Genomic DNA, 18583 nt, shown 5'->3' on the forward strand with positions numbered 1-18583 from the left:
CGTGGGCGCGATCACCGGAACGTTCAAGGGCTTCGGGGTCACCTTCTCGCACATGTTCAGGAAGGTCGTCACCACCGACTACCCGTTCGAGCCGCCGACGCCGGCCCCTCGTTACCACGGGCGGCACATTCTCAACCGGCACCCGGACGGCCTGGAGAAGTGCATCGGCTGTGAGCTGTGCGCCTGGGCCTGCCCGGCGGACGCGATCTACGTCGAGGGTGGCGACAACACCGACGAGCAGCGCTTCTCGCCGGGTGAGCGGTACGCCAGCACGTACCAGATCAACTACGCCCGGTGCATCTTCTGTGGACTGTGCATCGAGGCGTGCCCGACCCGCTCGCTGACGATGAGCAACGAGTACGAGCTGGCCCGGGACAACCGGCAGGATCTGATCTTCACCAAGGAGCAGCTGCTGGCGCCGCTGCTGCCGGGGATGGAGCAGCCGCCGCACCCGATGCGCCTGGGTGACAGCGAGAAGGACTACTACGTCGGCAGCCTGACCAACCCGGGCACCTCGGCCGGTGCCGAGCGCTCGCCGATGGGTCCGGGCCGCTACCAGGTGGACGAGCACCCGGGCGTCACCTTCCCGGGCGCCGAGCAGGCCGCCCAGCGGGCCGCGGCGGAAAAGGGAGAGACGGCATGACCACGTCGACGGTGCTCGCCGCCGCGGGTGCGGTCTCCGGCGGCGAGGCGGTGACCTTCTGGATCCTCGCCCCGCTCGCCCTGGCCGGCGCGATCGGCATGATCGCCGCCCGCAATGCCGTGCACTCGGCGCTCTGGCTGGTGCTGACCATGCTCAGCCTGGGTGTGTTCTACGTGCTCCAGGCGGGGCCGTTCATCGGCATGGTGCAGATCATCGTCTACACCGGCGCGATCATGATGCTCTTCCTGTTCGTCCTGATGCTGGTCGGCCGGGACGCCTCCGATTCACTGATCGAGGTGCTGCGCGGTCAACGGCTCGCCGCGATCGGGCTGGGTGTCGGCTTCGCCGGGCTGCTCGGCAGCGGGGTGTACCGAGCCACGCAGGGCAGCACGCCGGTCGGCCTGGAGCAGGCCAACGCGGGCGGCAACGTGCAGGGCATCGCCCGGCTGCTCTTCACCGACTACGTGTTCGCCTTCGAGCTCACCGCGGCACTGCTGATCACCGCCACCATCGGCGGCATGATCCTGGCGCACGTCGAACGGCGCAAGGAAGACAAGCGCGACCAGATCGCCACCATGAAGGCCCGCTTCGCGCCCGGTAACTACCCCGGACCGAAGCCGGGTCCGGGTGTCTTCGCCACCTCCTCGTCGGTCGCCACCCCGGCCCGCCTGCCGGACGGGCGACTGAGCGACCGGAGCACGCCGGACATCCTCCCGGTCCGCGAGCTGACCGCCGAGGAGACCACCCTGAAGGGCACTGAGAAATGAGTGACTTCTTCTCGGTCGAGCCGAACTACTACCTGGTCCTCGCCGCGGTGCTGTTCACCATCGGCGCGGCCGGGGTGCTGGTGCGGCGCAACGCGATCGTGCTGTTCATGTGTGTCGAGCTGATGCTCAACGCGGCCAACCTGGCGCTGGTCACCTTCAGCCGGATGAACGGTGACCTCAACGGTCAGATCATGGCGTTCTTCGTGATGGTGGTGGCTGCGGCCGAGGTCGTGGTCGGGCTCGCCATCATCATGGCGATCTTCCGTACCCGGCGCTCCGCCAGCGTCGACGACGCCAACCTGCTGAAGTACTGAGGGGCCCACCGGTGGACGAAATCTTGACGTACGCCCAGGCTGCTCCGGCCGAGACGGTCTCGTACGCGACGGCCGACGGCCTGTTGAGCAGTGTCTGGCTGCTGGTGGCGATCCCGCTGCTCAGTGCGGCGGTCCTGCTCCTGCTCGGCCGCCGGGCGGACCGGTGGGGCCACTGGCTCGGCGTGGCCGCGGTCGGCGCCGCGTTCGTGCTCGGCCTGACGTACTTCCTCGGCCTGCGCGGGCTGGAGAACAAGTCGGTCCAGCTGAGCCTCTGGGACTTCATCGTGGTCGGCGGGCTGCACGTCGACTTCGGCCTGCTCTTCGACCCGCTGGCCGGGGTCTTCGTCCTGCTGATCACCGGCGTGGGTTTCCTGATCCACCTGTACGCGGTCGAGTACATGGCCCACGACGCGGGTCGGCGCCGGTTCTTCGCCTACTTCAACCTGTTCGTCGCGGCCATGTTGCTGCTGGTCCTCGGCAACAACTACGTGATGCTCTACTTCGGCTGGGAGGGCGTCGGCCTGGCGTCGTACCTGCTGATCTCGTTCTGGAACACCCGGCCGGCCGCGGCCACCGCCGGTAAGAAGGCGTTCCTGATGAACCGGGTCGGCGACGCCGGCCTGGCCATCGCCATCTTCATCATGTTCGCCACCCTGGGCACCACCCAGTACGACGAGGTGTTCAACGGGGTGGGCGCGCTGGCCGGCGGCACCGTGCTGGTGATGGGCCTGCTGCTGCTGCTCGGCGCGGCCGGCAAGTCCGGCCAGTTCCCGCTGCAGGCGTGGTTGCCGGACGCGATGGAGGGCCCGACCCCGGTGTCGGCGCTGATCCACGCCGCGACGATGGTCACCGCGGGCGTCTACCTGATCGCCCGGTCCAACATCATCTTCTCGGCCAACACCACCCTGCAACTGGTGGTGGTGAGCGTCGGTGCGCTGACCCTGCTGATGGGCGCGATCATCGGCTGCGCCAAGGACGACATCAAGCGGGTGCTGGCCTGGTCGACGGTGAGCCAGATCGGCTACATGTTCCTCGGTGTCGGCCTGGGTGGTGCGGCCTACGCGCTGGCCATCGTGCACCTGCTGGCGCACGGCTTCTTCAAGGCCAACATGTTCCTCGGCGCCGGCTCGGTCATGCACGGCATGAAGGACCAAGTCGACATCCGCCGCTTCGGTGGCCTGTCGAAGTACATGAAGACCACCTGGCTGACCTTCGCGGCCGGCTGGGTGGCGATCATCGGCATCATCCCGTTCTCCGGCTACTTCTCCAAAGAGCCGATCGTCGAGGCGGCGTTCGCCCGGGAGGGCTGGACGGCGTGGCTCTTCGGTGGTGCCGCCGTACTCGGCGCCGGGCTGACCGCGTTCTACATGACCCGGCTGTTCGTGCTGACCTTCCACGGCCCGAAGCGCTGGACCACGGACATCGAGCACCCGCACGAGTCCCCGCCGCTGATGACCGTCCCGCTGATCCTGCTGGCCGTCGGCTCGCTGGGCGGCGGTGCGCTGCTGGCCACCTCCGTACCGGACTGGCTGACCGCCACCGCGGGCCTCGCGGCCACCGAGGAACACCACCCGGTCCTGCCGCACCTGGCGATCTTCTTCCTGGCGCAGGGCGTCACCGTGCTCGGCGCGGGGCTCGGCTGGTACCTGTTCCGCAACGGCACCGCGATCGAGCCGCAGCCGGCCGGCGTGGTGGTCACCGCCGCGCGCAAGAACCTCTACACCGACACGGTCAACGAGGCGGTCTTCGAGAAGCCGGGCATCTTCCTCACCCGGGCGCTGGTCTACCTGGACAACCGGGGCATCGACGGGCTGGTCAACGGCCTGGCGGCGGGGGTCGGCGGCGGGTCCGGCCGACTCCGGCGGCTGCAGACCGGCTTCGTCCGGTCGTACGCCACCTCGATCCTGGCCGGGGCGCTGCTGGTGGTGGCCGCCTTCCTGGCCGTACAGGCGGGGTGGTTGGCGTGATCGACCTTCCGGGTTCGGGGAACCGCGCGGCTTCCCCGACACTCTCCCAGGCGGCCGTCGCCGGCGGACCGCGCATCGACGACGGAGGTAAGGCCGCATAATGTCCGACTTCCCGTTCCTCTCGGTGCTCACCGTGGCGCCGCTGGTCGGCGCAGTGGTGGTCGCCCTCCTGCCGCGTAGCCGGCCGACGCTGGCCAAGCAGGTCGCGTTCGGCTGGTCGCTGCTGGTGCTGGTGCTGTCGGTGGTCATGTGGTTGACCTGGCAGGTGGGCGGCGACCGGTTCCAGTTCCGCGAGTCGTACCCGTGGATCCCGAACTGGGGCGTCAACTTCACCTTCGCCGCCGACGGCATCGCGCTGGTCATGCTGATGCTGATCGCGGTGCTGGTGCCGCTGGTGATCCTGGCGTCCTGGCACGACGCGGAGTCCTCCAAGCGGTCGGTGCCGGTCTACTTCGCGCTGCTGCTCGTCCTCGAGTGCACGATGATCGGCGTCTTCGCCGCCGCCGACGTCTTCCTGTTCTACGTGTTCTTCGAGGTCATGCTGGTGCCGATGTACTTCCTGATCGGCAGCTACGGCGGCCACCAGCGGCAGTACGCGGCGGTCAAGTTCTTCCTCTACTCGCTGGTCGGCGGCCTGTTCATGCTGGCCGCGATGATCGGCCTGTGGGTGCTCGGCGGAAAGACCTTCGACTGGGTGGCGCTGTCCCAGGTGGACATCTCCACCGGCGCGGAGCGCTGGCTGTTCCTCGGGTTCTTCGTCGCCTTCGCGATCAAGGCGCCGTTCTTCCCGTTCCACACCTGGCTGCCGGACGCCGGTGGTGCGGCCCCGGCCGGTGCCGCCGCACTGCTCGTCGGCGTGCTGGACAAGGTCGGCACCTTCGGCATCATCCGCTACTGCCTGCCGCTGTTCCCCGACGCGGCCCAGTGGTTCGCGCCGTGGGCGCTGGCCATCGCGGTGATCGGCATCATCTACGCCGCGTTGCTGGCGGTCGGGCAGAACGACCTGAAGCGCCTGGTGTCGTACACGTCGATCGCCCACTTCGGCTTCATCGGCGTGGGAATCTTCGCCTTCACCACCCAGGCCGGTACCGGCGCCGTGCTCTACATGGTGAACCACGGGCTCGCCACCGGCCTGCTCTTCCTGGTGGTCGGCATGCTGGTGGCCCGTCGGGGTTCGGCGCTGGTCAGCGACTTCGGTGGCGCCGGCAAGCTGGTGCCGGTGCTGGCCGGGGTGCTCTTCTTCGCCGGCCTCGCCTCGCTGGCGCTGCCCGGCACCGCGCCGTTCGTCTCCGAGTTCCTGGTGCTGATCGGCACCTTCACGGTGAACAAGCCGGTCGCGGTGATCGCCACGCTGGGCATCATCCTGGCGGCGGCGTACGTGCTGTGGATGGTGCAGCGCACCACCCAGGGCACGCTGAACCCGGCGCTGACCGAGATCGACGGGATGAAGCGCGACCTCAACCTGCGGGAGAAGGTCGTGGTCGCCCCGCTGATCGCGCTGATCGTGCTGCTCGGCTTCTATCCCAAGCCGGTGACGGACGTAATCAACCCCGCCGTCCAGGCGACCATGGAGGACGTCGGTCGGACCGACCCGGCCCCGTCGATCGACAGCGTCCAGGAGGCAGGCCGGTGAGTGCGAGGAGTGAGCTTGCGAGCCCCGCAGTCGCGAACGAAAGGTTTGGCTCGGTGAGTGCGAGGAGTGAGCTTGCGAGCCCCGCAGTCGCGAACGAAAGGTTTGGCTCGGTGAGTGCGAGGAGTGAGCTTGCGAGCCCCGCAGTCGCGAACGAAAGGTGGGCTCAGTGAACGAGCTTGAACTGCCGCCGATCGACTACGCGGCACTCGCGCCGATCCTGATCATGATGGGTGCGGCCGTGGTCGGGGTGCTGGTCGAGGCGTTCGTGCCCCGCCGGCTGCGGCACCCGGTGCAGTTGCCGTTGGCGCTGCTGGCGGTGCTGGCCGCGCTGACCATGGTGGTGCTCAACGCCGACAAGCGGATGATCACCATCGGGGTGATCGCCATCGACGGGCCCACGCTGTTCCTGCAGGGCGCGATCCTGGTGCTGTCGGCCGTCGCGCTGCTGCTGGTCGGTGAGCGGGCGATCGAGCGGGGTGGCGCGTTCGTGGCCCAGGCCGCGATCACCGCCGACTCACCGGACGACCGGCGGCAGGCCGCGAACTCCCCCGGTGCCGGCGAGGTCTACCCGCTGGTCACCTTCGCCGTCGGCGGCATGCTGATCTTCGTGTCGGCGAACGACCTGCTGACCATGTTCATCGCGCTCGAGGTCTTCTCGCTGCCGCTCTACCTGCTCTGCGCGCTGGCTCGCCGCCGGCGGCTGCTGAGCCAGGAGGCGGCGATGAAGTACTTCCTGCTCGGCGCGTACGCCTCGGCGTTCTTCCTGTTCGGCCTGGCGCTGATCTACGGCTTCACCGGCGGCCTGGCCGACCGGGCGGCCGGTGTCGACTTCGCCACCATCCACGCGGCGGTGGCCGATTCGACGCAGAGCCCGGTGCTGCTCTTCGCCGGTATGGCGCTGGTCGCGATCGGTCTGCTGTTCAAGGCCGCCGCGGCGCCGTTCCACGTCTGGACGCCCGACGTCTACCAGGGCGCACCGACCCCGGTGACCGGCTTCATGGCGGCCTGCACGAAGGTCGCCGCGTTCGGCGCCCTGCTGCGGGTCTTCCACGTCGCCTTCGAGGGGGCGCGGTGGGACTTCACCCCGGTGCTCGGTTCGGTGGCGGTGCTCACCATGCTGATCGGCGCGGTGCTGGCGGTCACCCAGACCGACATCAAGCGGCTGCTGGCGTACTCGTCCATCGCGAACGCCGGCTACCTGCTGGTCGGCGTGCTGGCGCCGGGCCGCGAGGGGCTCTCCGGCACGATGTTCTACCTGGTGGCGTACGGCTTCGCGGTGCTGGCCGCGTTCGCGGTGGTGACCCTGGTACGCGACGCCGACGGCGAGGCCACCCACCTGTCGCGGTGGGCGGGTCTGGGCCGACGGTCGCCGGTGTACGCCTCGGTCTTCACCTTCATCCTGCTCGCCTTCGCCGGCATCCCGCTGACCAGCGGCTTCATCAGCAAGTTCGCGGTCTTCGGGCCGGCGCTGGAGGGCGGTCAGGTGTGGCTGGTGATCGCCGGTGTGCTGACCAGCATGGTGCTCGCCTTCCCGTACCTGCGGGTCGTGGTGATGATGTGGCTCTCCGAGCCGGGCGAGTCGACCCCGACGGTCACCGTGCCCGGTGCGTTGACCTCGGCGGCGCTGGTGATCGGCGTACTCGCCACCCTGGTTCTCGGCGTCGCGCCGGGTCCGTTGCTGGAACTCGCCACCAACGCCGCGGACTTCGTCCGGTAGCGGCACCACCTGCGTAAACGCGAGGGCCGGTCCACCCGTGTGGGCCGGCCCTCGCCGCGTATCCCCGGTCCGCCGCAGGTAGAGGCCGTGTGGCATGGTGGAGGTGTGGTGATTAGGGGTGGGGAGAGTTCAGGGGTCACCGGCTCCGGTGGCCGCCGGAACCGGCTCGGCGCGGGTCAGTTCGGCACGCTCGGGCTCCATCTCTCCGACTCCGGCACAGAGCAGTCCGTGCTCGGTCTGTTGCAGGCCGTCGAGGCGGAGCTGCGGGACACCGTCGCCAGCGCCGACCCGTTCGTGACCGAGGCCGCGAGGCACCTGGCGGAGGCCGGCGGTAAGCGGTTCCGGCCGCTGCTGGTGGCGCTGGGCGCCCAGTTCGGTGACCCGTCCCGGCCGGAGGTGGTGTCGGCCGCCGTGGTGGTCGAGCTGACCCACCTGGCCACGCTCTACCACGACGACGTGATGGACGAGGCGCCGGTGCGCCGGGGGGCGCCGAGCGCCAACTCCCGGTGGACCAACTCGGTGGCCATCCTGGTCGGCGACTATCTCTTCGCCCGGGCCGCGGACGTCGCCGCCGAGTTGGGCCCCGAGGCGGTACGCCTGCAGGCGCGCACCTTCGCCCGGCTGGTGCACGGCCAGATCGCCGAGACCGTCGGTCCCCGGGCCGGCGACGACCCGGTGACGCACTACCTGCGGGTGATCGCGGAGAAGACCGGTTCGCTGATCGCCACCAGCGCGCACTTCGGTGGCCTGTTCGGTGGCGCCACGCCCGAGCAGGTGGCGGCGTTGGCCGGGTACGGCGAGACGATCGGGATCGCCTTCCAGCTCTCCGACGATCTGCTCGACATCGCCAGCGAGTCCACGGACTCGGGCAAGACGCCCGGCACCGACCTGCGTGAGGGTGTGCCGACCCTGCCGGTGCTCTACGCCCTCGCCGCGGACGACACCGATGCCTCCTCGGTGCGACTGCGCGAGATCCTGGCCACCGGCCCGTTGACCGACGACGTCCTGCACGCCGAGGCACTCGGCCTGCTCCGCGAGTCGCCCGCGCTCAAGCGGGCCCGGGAGACCGTCCGCAGCTACGCCGAGGATGCCCGCACCCAGCTCGCCCCGCTGCCGGACACTCCGTCGCGGCGCGCGCTGGAGTCGCTCTGCGACCACATCGCCGACCGCACCGGCTGACCTCGTCCTGCCGGCGCTGTCCGATCCGCCGTGACGTGCCCCGGCGGCGGTGGTGATCTCAGGAAGGTTGTGCCTGGGTGGGTAGGAGCCGGGTGGCGGTGAGCATGAGGGCGGCTGCGGCGAGCATGGCGCCGGCCGCGGCGAGCCACATCACCGGATAGCCCGCGGCGGCGGCGAGTGGGCCGAGGGCGAGGGGGCCGAGGCAGCCGCCGGCGTACACCCCGGTCTGGGTGATCGAGGTGGCGGCGGCCGGCGCCTGGGGATGTAGCCGGACCACCGCGAAGTTCATCAGCCCCGGCCACGACCAGCCCAGACCGAAGCCGAGCAGTACGCCGACCACCAGCGGGCCGGGGCCGGTCACCGCGAGCAGGGCCAGCCCGACCGCTCCGACGACCAGCATCGCGGCGATCACGGCGACGTGCCCGCCGGCCCGCCGGTCGGCGAGCCAGCCGAAGCCGACCCGGGCGGTGACGCAGGCGGCGCTGCCGAGCGTCAGGATCAACCCGGCCAACGCCGGTTCGAGCCCACGGTCGACCGAGGCGTCCACCACGAAGGTGCCCAGCGCGTTGGCGGCACCGGCGGCGAGCGTCGCGGCGATGCCGACGATCACCAGGGCCAGCGTGCCGCGCCCGGCGCGGCGGGCCGGGCGGTGGGCCGGCTGCGGGCTCTGCGCGGGCACCGCCGGCAGCGCGGCCAGCGCCGCGCCGGCCGCCACCACGAACGCCCAGCGCCAGCCGACGGTGAGCGCGATGGTGGGTACCGCCGCGCCGGCCAGCAGGGTGGAGACCGGGATGGCGGCCTGCTTGATGCCGAACGACAGGCCCTGCCGCCGCGCCGGCACGGACCGGGCCAGCAGCACGTTGCTGGACAGTTGACCGAGGGCGTTGGCGGTGCCGGCGACGGCGAGCAGGCCGACGAGCACCGGGTAGGAGCGGGCGAACGCGGCGACGGCGAGCAGGCAGCCGGCGGAGACCAGCAGGCCCAGGCGCGCCACCACCGCGGCGCCGCAGCGTTCCACCAGGGCTCCGGAGGGGACGGAGGCGAGCGCGCCGACACCGAAGTAGACCGCCACGACGAGCCCGAGGCCGGCCGGGGAGAAGGCCAGATCCTCCCGCATCTGTACGGCGAGCCCGCCGACCAGGAAGACCGGCAGGACGCAGCCGATGGTGACGGCCACGGCCACCGCACTGGCCCGGACGGGCCGGGTGCCGACCGCCGGGGCGTCGGGCGCGGCGATGTTGGTCATGATGAGGCCAACCTATGCCAGTCGCCACCGGGCAACACGAAGTGCGGCCGAGATCACCTCACGTACGCCGTGACCTTGGATCATCCATCCGAACAGGCATTTCGCGGCGGCCCGGTTTTTCATATGGTGTAAGTCCCCGGTGGCGGAGGTGGTTGTGCGTGACCCCCTGGCGGAGCCTTCGGACCTGATCCGAAGCGTCTCCCGCGCACTTCGAGTGCTCGAGTCGGTCGGTCGTGCCCCGCGCGGGTTGACGGTCAAGCAGATCGCCCGGCGTTGCGAGTTGACTGTGGCCACCACCTACCATCTGGTCCGCACTCTCGCGTACGAGGGATACGTGATCCGTCGGGAGGACGGCACGTACATCGTGGGGTTGGAGGTGGCCGACCGCTACCGGGAGCTGGTCGCCGCGTTCCGTGGTTCCCCGGCGATCGGGGAGACGCTGCGCCGGGCCGCCCTGGAGACCGGGTGGAGTCACTACCTCGGCCGGTTCGTCGGTGGGCAGGTGGCGGTCACCGCCGTGGCGGAGGGACACCGGTCGCCCTACATGGAGGAACTCGTCCCCGGCTTCGACGAGGGTGCCCACGCGACCGCGCTCGGCAAGGCCCTGCTCGCCACGCTCACCACCGAACAACGCCACCGGTACCTGCGCGAGTACGGCATGCGCCCGTTCACCACCGCGACCCTGAGCACGCCGGAGGCGTTCGAGGCCGACCTGGCCGCCGGTGAGCGGCGCGGCATGCAGCTGGAGTTGGGTCAGTACCGGCAGGGCGTCGCGTGCGCGGCGGTGCTGGTCACCCCGGACAAGGACATGGAGCGGCGGACGGTGCTGGCCTGCGCGTTGCCGGCCAGCGAGATGATGACCTCGGCCCGGGTGGTCCGGACGAAGCTGCTCACCGCCGCCCGCGCCATCGCCGACAACCTCGCCGCCGAGAACTGAACGGGCCCGGTCGGCCCGGACCCGGACCGCGAGACGGCCCTCTTCCTGGTGGGAAGAGGGCCGTCGGGCAGGCGGCCGGCGCGGGGCGCCGGGACGGGGTCAGCTACCGACCGGTCCGCCGTCCAGCCGCCAGGTCACCACCACGCCGGGTTTGGCGTAGTCGCCGTCCGGCCAGGTGGAGGCCGGGGTGTCCACCGTGGCTCCGGTGATCTCACCCGGGTGCTGTACGGCGACGAAGAGCGAACGGTTGTCGCCGGTGATGAACGGCCCGCAGGTCTCGGCACCGAGCGGGACCGTCAGGAACTGCTTGAGGTGCCCACGCTCCGGACCGTCGGTGGCCGTGGCGAAGAGTCCGTCGTTGCTGCCCAGGGCATTGCCGTCGGTGGAGATCCAGAGGTTGCCCGTGGCGTCGAAGGCCACGTTGTCCGGGCAGGAGATCGGCGAGACCTGGGTCTTGTCGTACCCGGCGAAGTAGGTGGACGGGTCCGTCGGGTCGCCGCAGACGATCGGCAGCGACCAGGCGAACGTCTCGGCGGTGTTGTCCCCCCGGTCCTCGACCAGTTCGAGGATCTGACCGTGCCGGTTGTTGGTACGCGGGTTGGCCTCGTCCGCCTTCGGGTTGCTGCCGACCCCCCGGTTCGTGTTGTTGGTCAGCGCCACGTACACCTTGCCAGTGTGCAGGCTCGGCTCGACGTCCTCCGGGCGGTCCATCTTGGTCGCGCCGACCTGGTCACCGGCGAACCGGGTGAAGGTGAGCACCTCGGCGGCGGTCATCCCGTCCACGTACGACCGGTTGCCGCTGACCAGCCTGATCCAGCGGCCCCTGCCGTCGAAGGCACCGTCGCCGGGCAGCGCGCCGGAGCCGTCGATCTCGTCGGCGCTGGTCTGGCCGAGCTGGGCCACGTAGAGGGTGCCCGACTCCAGCAGGGTCAGGTTGTGCCTGCGGGCGACCCAGGAGTCACCCTTCATGAACTTCTTGTCGGAGACGAACTTGTAGAGGTAGTCGAACCGTTCGTCGTCGCCCATGTACGCGACCACGTGCCCGCTGCGGGCCACGATCACGTTGGCCCCCTCGTGCTTGAACCGGCCCAGCGCGGTGTGCTTGCGCGGGCGGCTCTCCGGGTCGTACGGGTCGATCTCCACGATCCAGCCGTGCCGGTTCGCCTCGTTCGGGTGCTTGGCGAGGTCGAAGCGGTCGGCGGCGCGCTCCCACTTGCGGCTGCCGCTCGGGTAGCGGGCCGTGGTGCTGATGCCGTAGCGGGCCAGTCGCGGCTTGTCCGCCTCGGGAGCGGCGTTTCCGCCGACGAAGTACTGGTTGAAGTTCTCCTCGCCGGAGAGCACCGTGCCCCACGGGGTCACCCCACCGGCGCAGTTGTTCAGCGTGCCGATGACCGTGCGGCCCTTCGGGTCGGCGGCGGTCTTCACGAAGGCGGTGCCGGCGACCGGCCCGGTCAGTTCGAATGGGCTGCTCAACGCGTCGACCCGCCGGTTGTACGGGCGGCGACCGGAGCCGACCACCCGCCACTGCCCGGTGCCGGCCACCCGCTCGATCTCGACCACGGACATGCCGTGCGCGGCCATCGCCACCTTCACCTGCTCGACGCTGAGCGCGTCCTGGCTGGTGAAGCCCGGGAACATCAGATCCTCGTTGGTGTACTCGTGGTTGACCACGAGCAGCGCCCGCTTGCCGGCCTTGTCCAGCGGCAGCACACCGACGTAGTCGTTGTTGTAGCCGAACTGCTTGGCCTGCGCGGCGGCGGTCTGCCGGCGCAGGTTGAAGGCGGGCGCGCCGGGTACCACCGGGTCGCCCCAGCGGATCACCACCGCGTGGTCGTAGCCGTTGGGCACCACGAAGGTGTCCAGGGTGTTCGGCGGGATGGGCTTGAAGGTCAGCGCGCCGTTGCCGACGCCCTTGCCACCACCCTTACCGGCGCCGAACGTGGTGGCCTCCGGCACCACCGGGGCACCCGGTGCCGCGGCGGCCGCGCCGGTGCCGGCCAGCGCGCCGCCGAAGCCGAGCACCAGCGCGCCGACCGTGCCGGCGCGGACCACCCCGCGTCGGGAGACCTCGGCGTTCACCACGTCGCCGAAGTACGCGTTGTCGGAGGTGTTGGGAACCGGGTGGTCGCAGGCGTTGCCGCAGCGGTACAGACAGGTCATGGCGTCGCGGCTGCCGTGGCGTGGGGTGCCCAGCAGCGGCAGCAGCCGGGGACGGTCGCTCATGGGGAGGAGCCTCCTGGGAGTCGGTGCACGTCGGTGCAGCTCACCGACGCGTACCCGCCGGACGCTAGGGGGACGCGGTGAGCGACGGTCGGCCTCGATATGAACCACGGATGAACTCCGCTGCGGGAATCCCAGGTTTGAGCTGGGAATGAACCGATCCGGGTGACCGCACGTATCACCCGTCGTAACGCCGCGCCCGCTCGCGTCGACTGCGAGGAGAGGACCATCAGCGACCACGACGCCCACCTGCTGCGCGCCCTGCATGACGAGCATGCCGAGGCGCTGTACGCGCACGCGTTGCGGCTGGTCAACGGCGACCGGCAGCGCGCCGAGGACCTGGTGCAGGAGACGCTGCTGCGCGCCTGGCGCCACCCGGAGTCGCTCGATCCGCGACGCGGCTCGGTGCGGGCCTGGCTCTTCACCACCGCCCGGAACCTGGCGATCGACGCCTGGCGCCGCCGGTCCACCCGGGTCGGCGAGGTATTCACCGACGAACTGCCCGAGCCGCCGGAGGTGGTCGACGAGACCGAGCGGGCGGTGGAGGCGTGGACGGTCGCCGAGGCGCTCAACCGCCTCAGCCCATCCCACCGGGACGTCCTGGTCGAGTGCTTCTACCAGGGGCGGTCGGTCTCCGAGGCGGCCTCCCGGTTGGGTGTACCACCAGGGACGGTGAAGTCCCGAACCCATTACGCGCTGCGCTCGCTACGGTTGGTTCTCGCGGAGATGGGGGTGACCGGATGAGCCGCTGCGACTTCGCGTACGACGATGGCGCGTACGTGCTGGGTGCCCTCTCGCCGGCCGACCGGGTGGCCTACGAACGGCATCTCGTCGACTGCCCCGCCTGCCAGCAGTCGGTCTCCGAGATCGCGGTGCTGCCCGGCCTGCTCGGTCGACTGGACCCGGCGAGCTTGGAGCAGTTCCTCCCGCCGCCGGAGAACCCCCGGGTGCCCGAGCTGCTCACCGCCGCCCGGGAGCGCCGCCGCCGCGAGCGGCAGGCCAACCGCCTCCGGTACGCGGTGACCGGCCTGGCGGCGGCGGCGTTCGCCCTGGTCGTGGGCTTCGGCGTGGCCACCATGCTGCCCGGTCAGCAGCAGCAGAACGTGCCGCTGGCCCAGGTGCGGATGGTGGAGATGCGGCCGGTCTCCGGGGCCGCGCCGGTGCACGCCGAGATCGGGTTGACCGGCACCAGGTGGGGCACCGAGGTCACCATGAACTGCGGTTACGACGAGCGGGCCGGGTACGGCAAGGCGAACGCCTTCCGGCTGGTCGCGCACGCGGCGGACGGCTCGCAGGAGCAGATCGGCTCCTGGCTGGCTGCCCCCGGCGACGACCTGCGGATCAGCGGGGCGACCCGGTTCACCAACGCCGAGCTGGTCCGGCTGGAGCTGCTGCGGGCCGACGGCACCGCGGTGCTCGCGTACGACGTGCCCTGAACGCCGTCCGTCGTCAGCCCGCGGTGGAGACGGCCGGCGGTGGCGTGACGACCGGGCGGGACCGGCGGCTGCGTCGGGCCTGCCGGAGCCCGTCGGCGGTGAAGACGATCAGCGCGAGCCAGACCAGGGCGAAACCCGCGACCCGCGCCGGCGGCATCGGCTCGTGGAAGATCAGCACCCCGCAGCCCAGCTGGAGGATCGGTGCCACGTACTGGAGCATGCCCAGGGCGGTCAGCGGCAACCGGTTGGCGGCCCCGGCGAAGAGCAGCAGCGGGATGGCGGTCAGCGCACCGGCGAGTACCAGCAGCACCGTGTGCCCCGCCGAGACCTGTCCGAAGGTGGCGTCGCCGGTGAACGAGAGCCAGCCGAGGAAGACCAACGCGGGCAGCGCCAGCACGGCCGACTCCACGAACAGCCCCTCCGCCGCCGGCAGCCCGAGCCGCTTCTTGACCAGGCTGTACGCCCCGAACGTGAAGGCCAGGGTCAGGGCGAGGTACGGCAACCGACCGTAGTCGACGGTGAGCACCACCACCGCCAGCCCGCCGACCCCCAGCGCCGCCCACTGGGCCGGACGCAGCCGCTCCCGCAGCACCAGCACGCCGAGCAGCACCACCACCAGCGGGTTGATGAAGTAGCCGAGGGCGGTCTCCACCACCCGGTCGGAGTTGACCCCGTAGATGTAGGTGAACCAGTTGACCGCGATCAGGGTGGCCGCACCGCCGATGCCGGCCAGCGTCCGGGGGCGCCGCAGCAGGGCGCGCAGGAAACCGAGGTTGCGCATCGCGACGAGCAGCAGGGCGACGAACGCGACGGACCAGATCACCCGGTGGGCCAGGATCTCCACCGGCCCGGTGGGCCGCAACAGCTTGAAGTAGAGCGGGAAGAACCCCCACAGCAGGTACGCGGTCAGGCCGTAGAGGTATCCCAGACGGTGCGGTGTCACGGCTCTACGGTAAGGGCCGGCGCGGCAGGTTGATCCTTGCCGGTGAGCGGGCTCACGGGCTGGTCACGGTGGTCGGGATCGGTGCTGATCAGGTACCCGTCGTCGCGGGCCAGGGTGAACACGGGTGCGACGCTAGTCCACTCACCGGCCCGGCCGGGTGGCCAATTCCCGCAATCTGGCTATCCCGGCCCGATCTGACCGGACTTCTCGGATCCGGGGCGGTCGCCGCGCGCGGCGACCGCCCCGGATCGAATCGGGATGACCGGCCGGTCAGTCGCGGTCGAGGATGGCGCCGAGAATCCAGGTGACGATGCCGACGAAGAGCGCGCCCAGCACCGCGGCGGGCCAGAAGCCGTCGACGTCGAAGGGCAGCCCCGCCTGATCGGCGATCCAGCCGGTGAGCAGGAAGAGCAGACCGTTGACCACCAGCGCGATCAGACCGAGGGTGAGCAGGTAGAACCCGCAGCCGACGGTCTTGATGATCGGCTGGAGGACCCCGTTCACCACGCCGAAGATGATCGCGACGAGGATCAGCGTCAGCACCGTCTCGCCGACCGATTCCGAATCGAGCGAGATGCCGGGAATGACCAGAGTGGCCAGCCAGAAGGCCACCGCCGTGGCGCCGACCCGGATCAGTAGACCTTTCAGAAAACCCATGGCGGGCATGGTGCCATGACCGCCCCACCGGGGAAACCCGCGAGATCGGCCCGACCCGGCCCGGTCGGCCTGGCCCGGTCGGCCCGGCCTGGTCGGTTCGGTTGGCTGCCCGGTGGGTCGGGTGGCGGCCTGGTCGGCTCAGGTGCGGGCCGGGGGACCGATCAGCTGCGCCTCGATCGGCGTACCGGCGAGCAGCGCCCAGCGCAGGGCGCGCCGGTTCACCACGGCCACCATGTCGTACCGGATCCGGGTCAGCAGTTCCGCGGATTCGCCCAGTCCCAGCGCGGCACCGGCGATCAACGCCTCCGCGTGGTTCAACGGTTGCAGCACCGCCAGGTCGGCCCGCGCCAACGCGTCCGTGTCGGCCGGGGTCAACTCGTCGCGGACCAGCAGGGTGGCCTGCCATGCGGCGCCGGGCCGTGGGCCGCCGGTCGGCGGTGGCGCGTCCGACACCACCAGCACCGGCGACAGCGGCGTACCGGGCTCGGCCTCGACCGGTCGGCCGGGCGTCACCAACGGGATCACCCCGCCCGGCGCGCCGGCGCCCCGAACGAACGGCTCCCAGGCCAGCGGCCGGGTGGTCTGCACCACGACCCGGCAGCCGAGCGCCAGCGCCCGGAGGGTGAGCAGTTGGGCGGCCCGGATACCGCCGACGACCATCACCCGGGTGCTCTCCGGCCGGAACAACCGGATGGTGACCGCCCGGCCGTGCCGGTTGACGCCGAGCATCAGACCGGCCGAGCCGTACGGCAGCGGCAGATCCCCTCCGGCACCGGCCGGCACCGGCACCGGCCGGGCCAGCGGCAGGGTGTCGGCGAAGCCGGAGCGGTGCGCGCCGTCGAGCCGCTGCACCGCGCCGCCGCCCGCCGCGACGAACCGGCGCAGCGCCTGGGCGGCAGCGGAAAGCTCCGCGGCGGTCGGCGCACCGAGCCGTACGCTCAGCCCGGTCGACATCGGTCGACCCGTCTCGGCGTGCAGCGACACCGTGGTCGCGGTCACCGGCAGCGTCGACAGTCGGGTCAGCAACTGGGGAGCGACCTCCGGCGTCGGCCACCGCCGCAGCCGGAAGGTGGTCTGCAACAGTCCGCCGGAGCGGATGGTCTGCCAGGACTCCCGGACGGGTCGCCCGTCGTGGTGGGCGAACTCGGCGAGCACCCGCAGGGCGGGCTGTTCGCCCAGCGGGCGTACCGGTAGTCGTCCCAGCCGGCGCACGATCCGGCGTACCGTGCCGGCGAGGGCGCGTCGCAGCGCCTCCGGGGACCAGCCCTCCGTCCGGAGTACCCGGACCGCCAGCACCGCCCGTTCGCGGCCGGCCAGCCGCCCGTCGGTGAGCTGCCGGTACGAGTTGGCCGCCGGACCACCGCCGGCGCTGATCGCCGGAGCCGCCGTGACGGAGAGCAGCAGTTGGACGCGTACCGGTGGTGTCTGACCGGTCGTGGCCGGCAGCAGCGAGGCGCAGGACGGCAACTGCCGTACGCCGTCACCGAGCAGGTCGGCCGGGTCACCGATCTCCAGCAGCGCCACCATGCCGTCCGGGTCTTCGAAGACCGCGGCGCTGGCGCCGGCCAGCTCGATGCTGTGCACCACGGTGTCCGGCGCCACCAGCGCCAGCAGGGCGGACGGCCGCGGGGCCGGGGCGGTGGGCCGGCGGCGGGCGAGATAACCGAGCGCGATGCCCAGCCACTGGTGGAGCCAGCGTTGGCGGACCCGCCCCCAGGCCAGGGTGAGCAGCATCCCCGCGAGCAGGGCTGCGGCCGGCAGGGCCGGTACGCCCCGACCCAGCGCGGCGAGGAGTGCGGCCAGCGCCACCTGCGTGGTCACGATCTGTCCCGCCCGTGGCAGGTACGCCCGCCAATGCCCGCCCGCCGGCTGGGCGGCCGTTGCGGGCCGGATGCGCTGTCCGGCCGGCGACACCGAGTAGTCCGGCGGCGGGGGCGCGACCACGGCGGTGCGGGTCGAGGTGCTGGTCATCGCCACCGCGTCTCCTCTGCCGATCACCCGCCGCGACCTCGTCGCGGCCCATCGTAGTTGCCGGCGACGGCCCGCGTTGTCCACAGGGGAGCCCGACGGGGTAGCAGAAACGCGATCGCCCCGCTACCGTCAGCGACGAGTTCTCGTTGGCCCGCACCCGTGCCGCGCTCATCCCTCCGGCGTCGCGGGCGGTGCGTCTCGCCGCAGGGCCAGCCACGACCGAGCAGACGAGGAGACGTCGGGTGTCCCAGACCCAGGCACAGGCCGCGGTGATGCAGCAGACCGCGGCGAAGTTCGAGCAGGCGGACCAGTCGCTGCAGTCGATGCTCAGCGGGCTGCTGACCCAGCTGGAGATCCTCCAGCAGGCCTGGCGCGGGGCCGGTGGCCGCTCGTTCGAGCAGGTCAAACAACAGTGGGCGCAGGACCAGGCAAGCCTGCAGCGGGCGCTGCGGGAGACCGCCGGCGCGATCCGTACCGCCGGCACGCACTACGACGCGGCGGACACCGAGGCGGCCGGCCGGGTGTCCGCCACCAACCGCGGCGGCATCCAGCTGCCGCTCTAGACGGGATCCAGGGGGAGTCATCCGATGGAACATGGTGTGCTGGTTGTCAACTTCGCCGCGTTGCAGCAGGCCAGCGCGGACATCCAGCGGGCGTTGAACACGCTCGACGCGCAGCTGGGGCAGCTGGAGCGGGACGCCGCCCCGCTGGTGGCCAGCTGGTCCGGTGAGGCACAGCAGGCGTACGAACAGCGGCAGTCCCGCTGGCGTGGCGCATCGCAGGACCTCCAGGCGATGCTGCGTGACATCAAGCTGGCGGTGGACGAGTCGGCCGCCGACTACCTCGACACCGAGAAGAAGAACGTCGGCCTGTTCCGCTGACCGCCGGGGTGACGCTGGCCGCACCGGCCGGCGTCACCCGCCGGCAGCGGTCCGGTGCGGCCCGTGCGTCGG

At 71.2% G+C, this 18583-nt stretch carries 18 protein-coding genes; 12 read left to right on the plus strand and 6 right to left on the minus strand.

The features are described 5' to 3' along the window. Window position 1 precedes the first annotated feature (1 nt). The 7 genes from nuoI to D2L64_RS20295 all read left to right on the plus strand — a co-directional run bounded on the left by nuoI (window position 2) and on the right by D2L64_RS20295 (window position 8220). Window positions 2-643, plus strand: a complete 642-nt coding sequence (gene nuoI / locus D2L64_RS20260) for an NADH-quinone oxidoreductase subunit NuoI (protein WP_119578793.1) — start codon at window positions 2-4, stop codon at window positions 641-643. Beyond that, window positions 640-1410 carry an NADH-quinone oxidoreductase subunit J gene (locus tag D2L64_RS20265; protein ID WP_119578794.1) on the plus strand — a complete coding sequence of 257 codons (771 nt, stop codon included), beginning with the start codon at window positions 640-642 and terminating at the stop codon, window positions 1408-1410. Before nuoI ends, D2L64_RS20265 begins: the two co-directional genes overlap by 4 nt. Next, window positions 1407-1724, plus strand: a complete 318-nt coding sequence (nuoK, locus tag D2L64_RS20270) for an NADH-quinone oxidoreductase subunit NuoK (RefSeq protein ID WP_013731028.1) — start codon at window positions 1407-1409, stop codon at window positions 1722-1724. Before D2L64_RS20265 ends, nuoK begins: the two co-directional genes overlap by 4 nt. Before the next feature lie 11 nt (window positions 1725-1735). Continuing rightward, entirely contained in the window at window positions 1736-3691 is a 1956-nt protein-coding gene (nuoL, locus tag D2L64_RS20275; RefSeq protein ID WP_119578795.1) for an NADH-quinone oxidoreductase subunit L, read from the plus strand. Window positions 3692-3791: 100 nt separating this feature from the next. Next, window positions 3792-5324, plus strand: a complete 1533-nt coding sequence (locus D2L64_RS20280) for an NADH-quinone oxidoreductase subunit M (protein WP_119578796.1) — start codon at window positions 3792-3794, stop codon at window positions 5322-5324. 166 nt (window positions 5325-5490) lie between these two features. Continuing rightward, the gene (nuoN, locus tag D2L64_RS20290) at window positions 5491-7041 is read left to right on the plus strand and encodes an NADH-quinone oxidoreductase subunit NuoN (RefSeq protein WP_119578797.1); all 1551 of its coding nucleotides are present in this window, start codon (window positions 5491-5493) and stop codon (window positions 7039-7041) included. A gap of 111 nt (window positions 7042-7152) precedes the next feature. Then, window positions 7153-8220 carry a polyprenyl synthetase family protein gene (locus D2L64_RS20295; RefSeq protein WP_119578822.1) on the plus strand — a complete coding sequence of 356 codons (1068 nt, stop codon included), beginning with the start codon at window positions 7153-7155 and terminating at the stop codon, window positions 8218-8220. 58 nt (window positions 8221-8278) lie between these two features. Here the strand turns inward: D2L64_RS20295 and D2L64_RS20300 are convergent, their stop codons facing one another. Continuing rightward, window positions 8279-9466: an MFS transporter gene (locus D2L64_RS20300; RefSeq protein ID WP_119578798.1), complete on the minus strand. Its 1188-nt coding sequence runs from the start codon at window positions 9464-9466 to the stop codon at window positions 8279-8281. Window positions 9467-9620: 154 nt separating this feature from the next. Here D2L64_RS20300 and D2L64_RS20305 point away from each other — a divergent pair, with 154 nt between their 5' ends. Beyond that, on the plus strand, window positions 9621-10403 hold the full coding sequence (locus tag D2L64_RS20305) for an IclR family transcriptional regulator (protein WP_119578799.1): 783 nt from the start codon (window positions 9621-9623) through the stop codon (window positions 10401-10403). 99 nt (window positions 10404-10502) lie between these two features. Here the strand turns inward: D2L64_RS20305 and D2L64_RS20310 are convergent, their stop codons facing one another. After that, window positions 10503-12626 (minus strand): PhoX family protein, encoded by a 2124-nt coding sequence (locus tag D2L64_RS20310; protein ID WP_119578800.1) that lies wholly within the window; start codon window positions 12624-12626, stop codon window positions 10503-10505. Window positions 12627-12851: 225 nt separating this feature from the next. Here D2L64_RS20310 and D2L64_RS20315 point away from each other — a divergent pair, with 225 nt between their 5' ends. Both D2L64_RS20315 and D2L64_RS20320 read left to right on the plus strand, forming a co-directional pair. Then, complete coding sequence (locus tag D2L64_RS20315) at window positions 12852-13367, plus strand: sigma-70 family RNA polymerase sigma factor (RefSeq protein ID WP_119578823.1); 516 nt, start codon at window positions 12852-12854, stop codon at window positions 13365-13367. Then, window positions 13364-14059, plus strand: coding sequence for an anti-sigma factor family protein (locus tag D2L64_RS20320; RefSeq protein WP_119578801.1), 696 nt, complete (start codon window positions 13364-13366; stop codon window positions 14057-14059). Before D2L64_RS20315 ends, D2L64_RS20320 begins: the two co-directional genes overlap by 4 nt. A 13-nt stretch (window positions 14060-14072) precedes the next feature. On the opposite strand, the gene rarD is transcribed toward D2L64_RS20320, so the two are convergent. From rarD to eccE, 4 genes are all read right to left on the minus strand, one after another. Next, a complete protein-coding gene (gene rarD, locus D2L64_RS20325; RefSeq protein WP_119578802.1) occupies window positions 14073-15002 on the minus strand; it encodes an EamA family transporter RarD in 930 nt (309 codons plus the stop codon). Beyond that, entirely contained in the window at window positions 14999-15124 is a 126-nt protein-coding gene (locus tag D2L64_RS28315) for a hypothetical protein (RefSeq protein ID WP_267898687.1), read from the minus strand. The genes rarD and D2L64_RS28315 overlap by 4 nt, the downstream gene beginning before the upstream one ends. 148 nt (window positions 15125-15272) lie before the next feature. Beyond that, on the minus strand, window positions 15273-15659 hold the full coding sequence (locus D2L64_RS20330) for a phage holin family protein (protein ID WP_119578803.1): 387 nt from the start codon (window positions 15657-15659) through the stop codon (window positions 15273-15275). A 138-nt stretch (window positions 15660-15797) separates the two neighbouring features. Further along, window positions 15798-17630: a type VII secretion protein EccE gene (gene eccE, locus D2L64_RS20335; RefSeq protein ID WP_119578824.1), complete on the minus strand. Its 1833-nt coding sequence runs from the start codon at window positions 17628-17630 to the stop codon at window positions 15798-15800. A 242-nt stretch (window positions 17631-17872) separates the two neighbouring features. On the opposite strand from eccE, the gene D2L64_RS20340 reads away from it, so the two are divergent. Further along, a complete protein-coding gene (locus D2L64_RS20340) occupies window positions 17873-18193 on the plus strand; it encodes a WXG100 family type VII secretion target (RefSeq protein WP_119578804.1) in 321 nt (106 codons plus the stop codon). A 24-nt stretch (window positions 18194-18217) separates the two neighbouring features. Next, window positions 18218-18511 (plus strand): WXG100 family type VII secretion target, encoded by a 294-nt coding sequence (locus D2L64_RS20345; RefSeq protein WP_119578805.1) that lies wholly within the window; start codon window positions 18218-18220, stop codon window positions 18509-18511. Window positions 18512-18583: the final 72 nt, after the last annotated feature.

Origin of the sequence: Micromonospora radicis, from assembly GCF_003583405.1 — a bacterium.
GTDB lineage: Bacteria > Actinomycetota > Actinomycetes > Mycobacteriales > Micromonosporaceae > Micromonospora > Micromonospora radicis.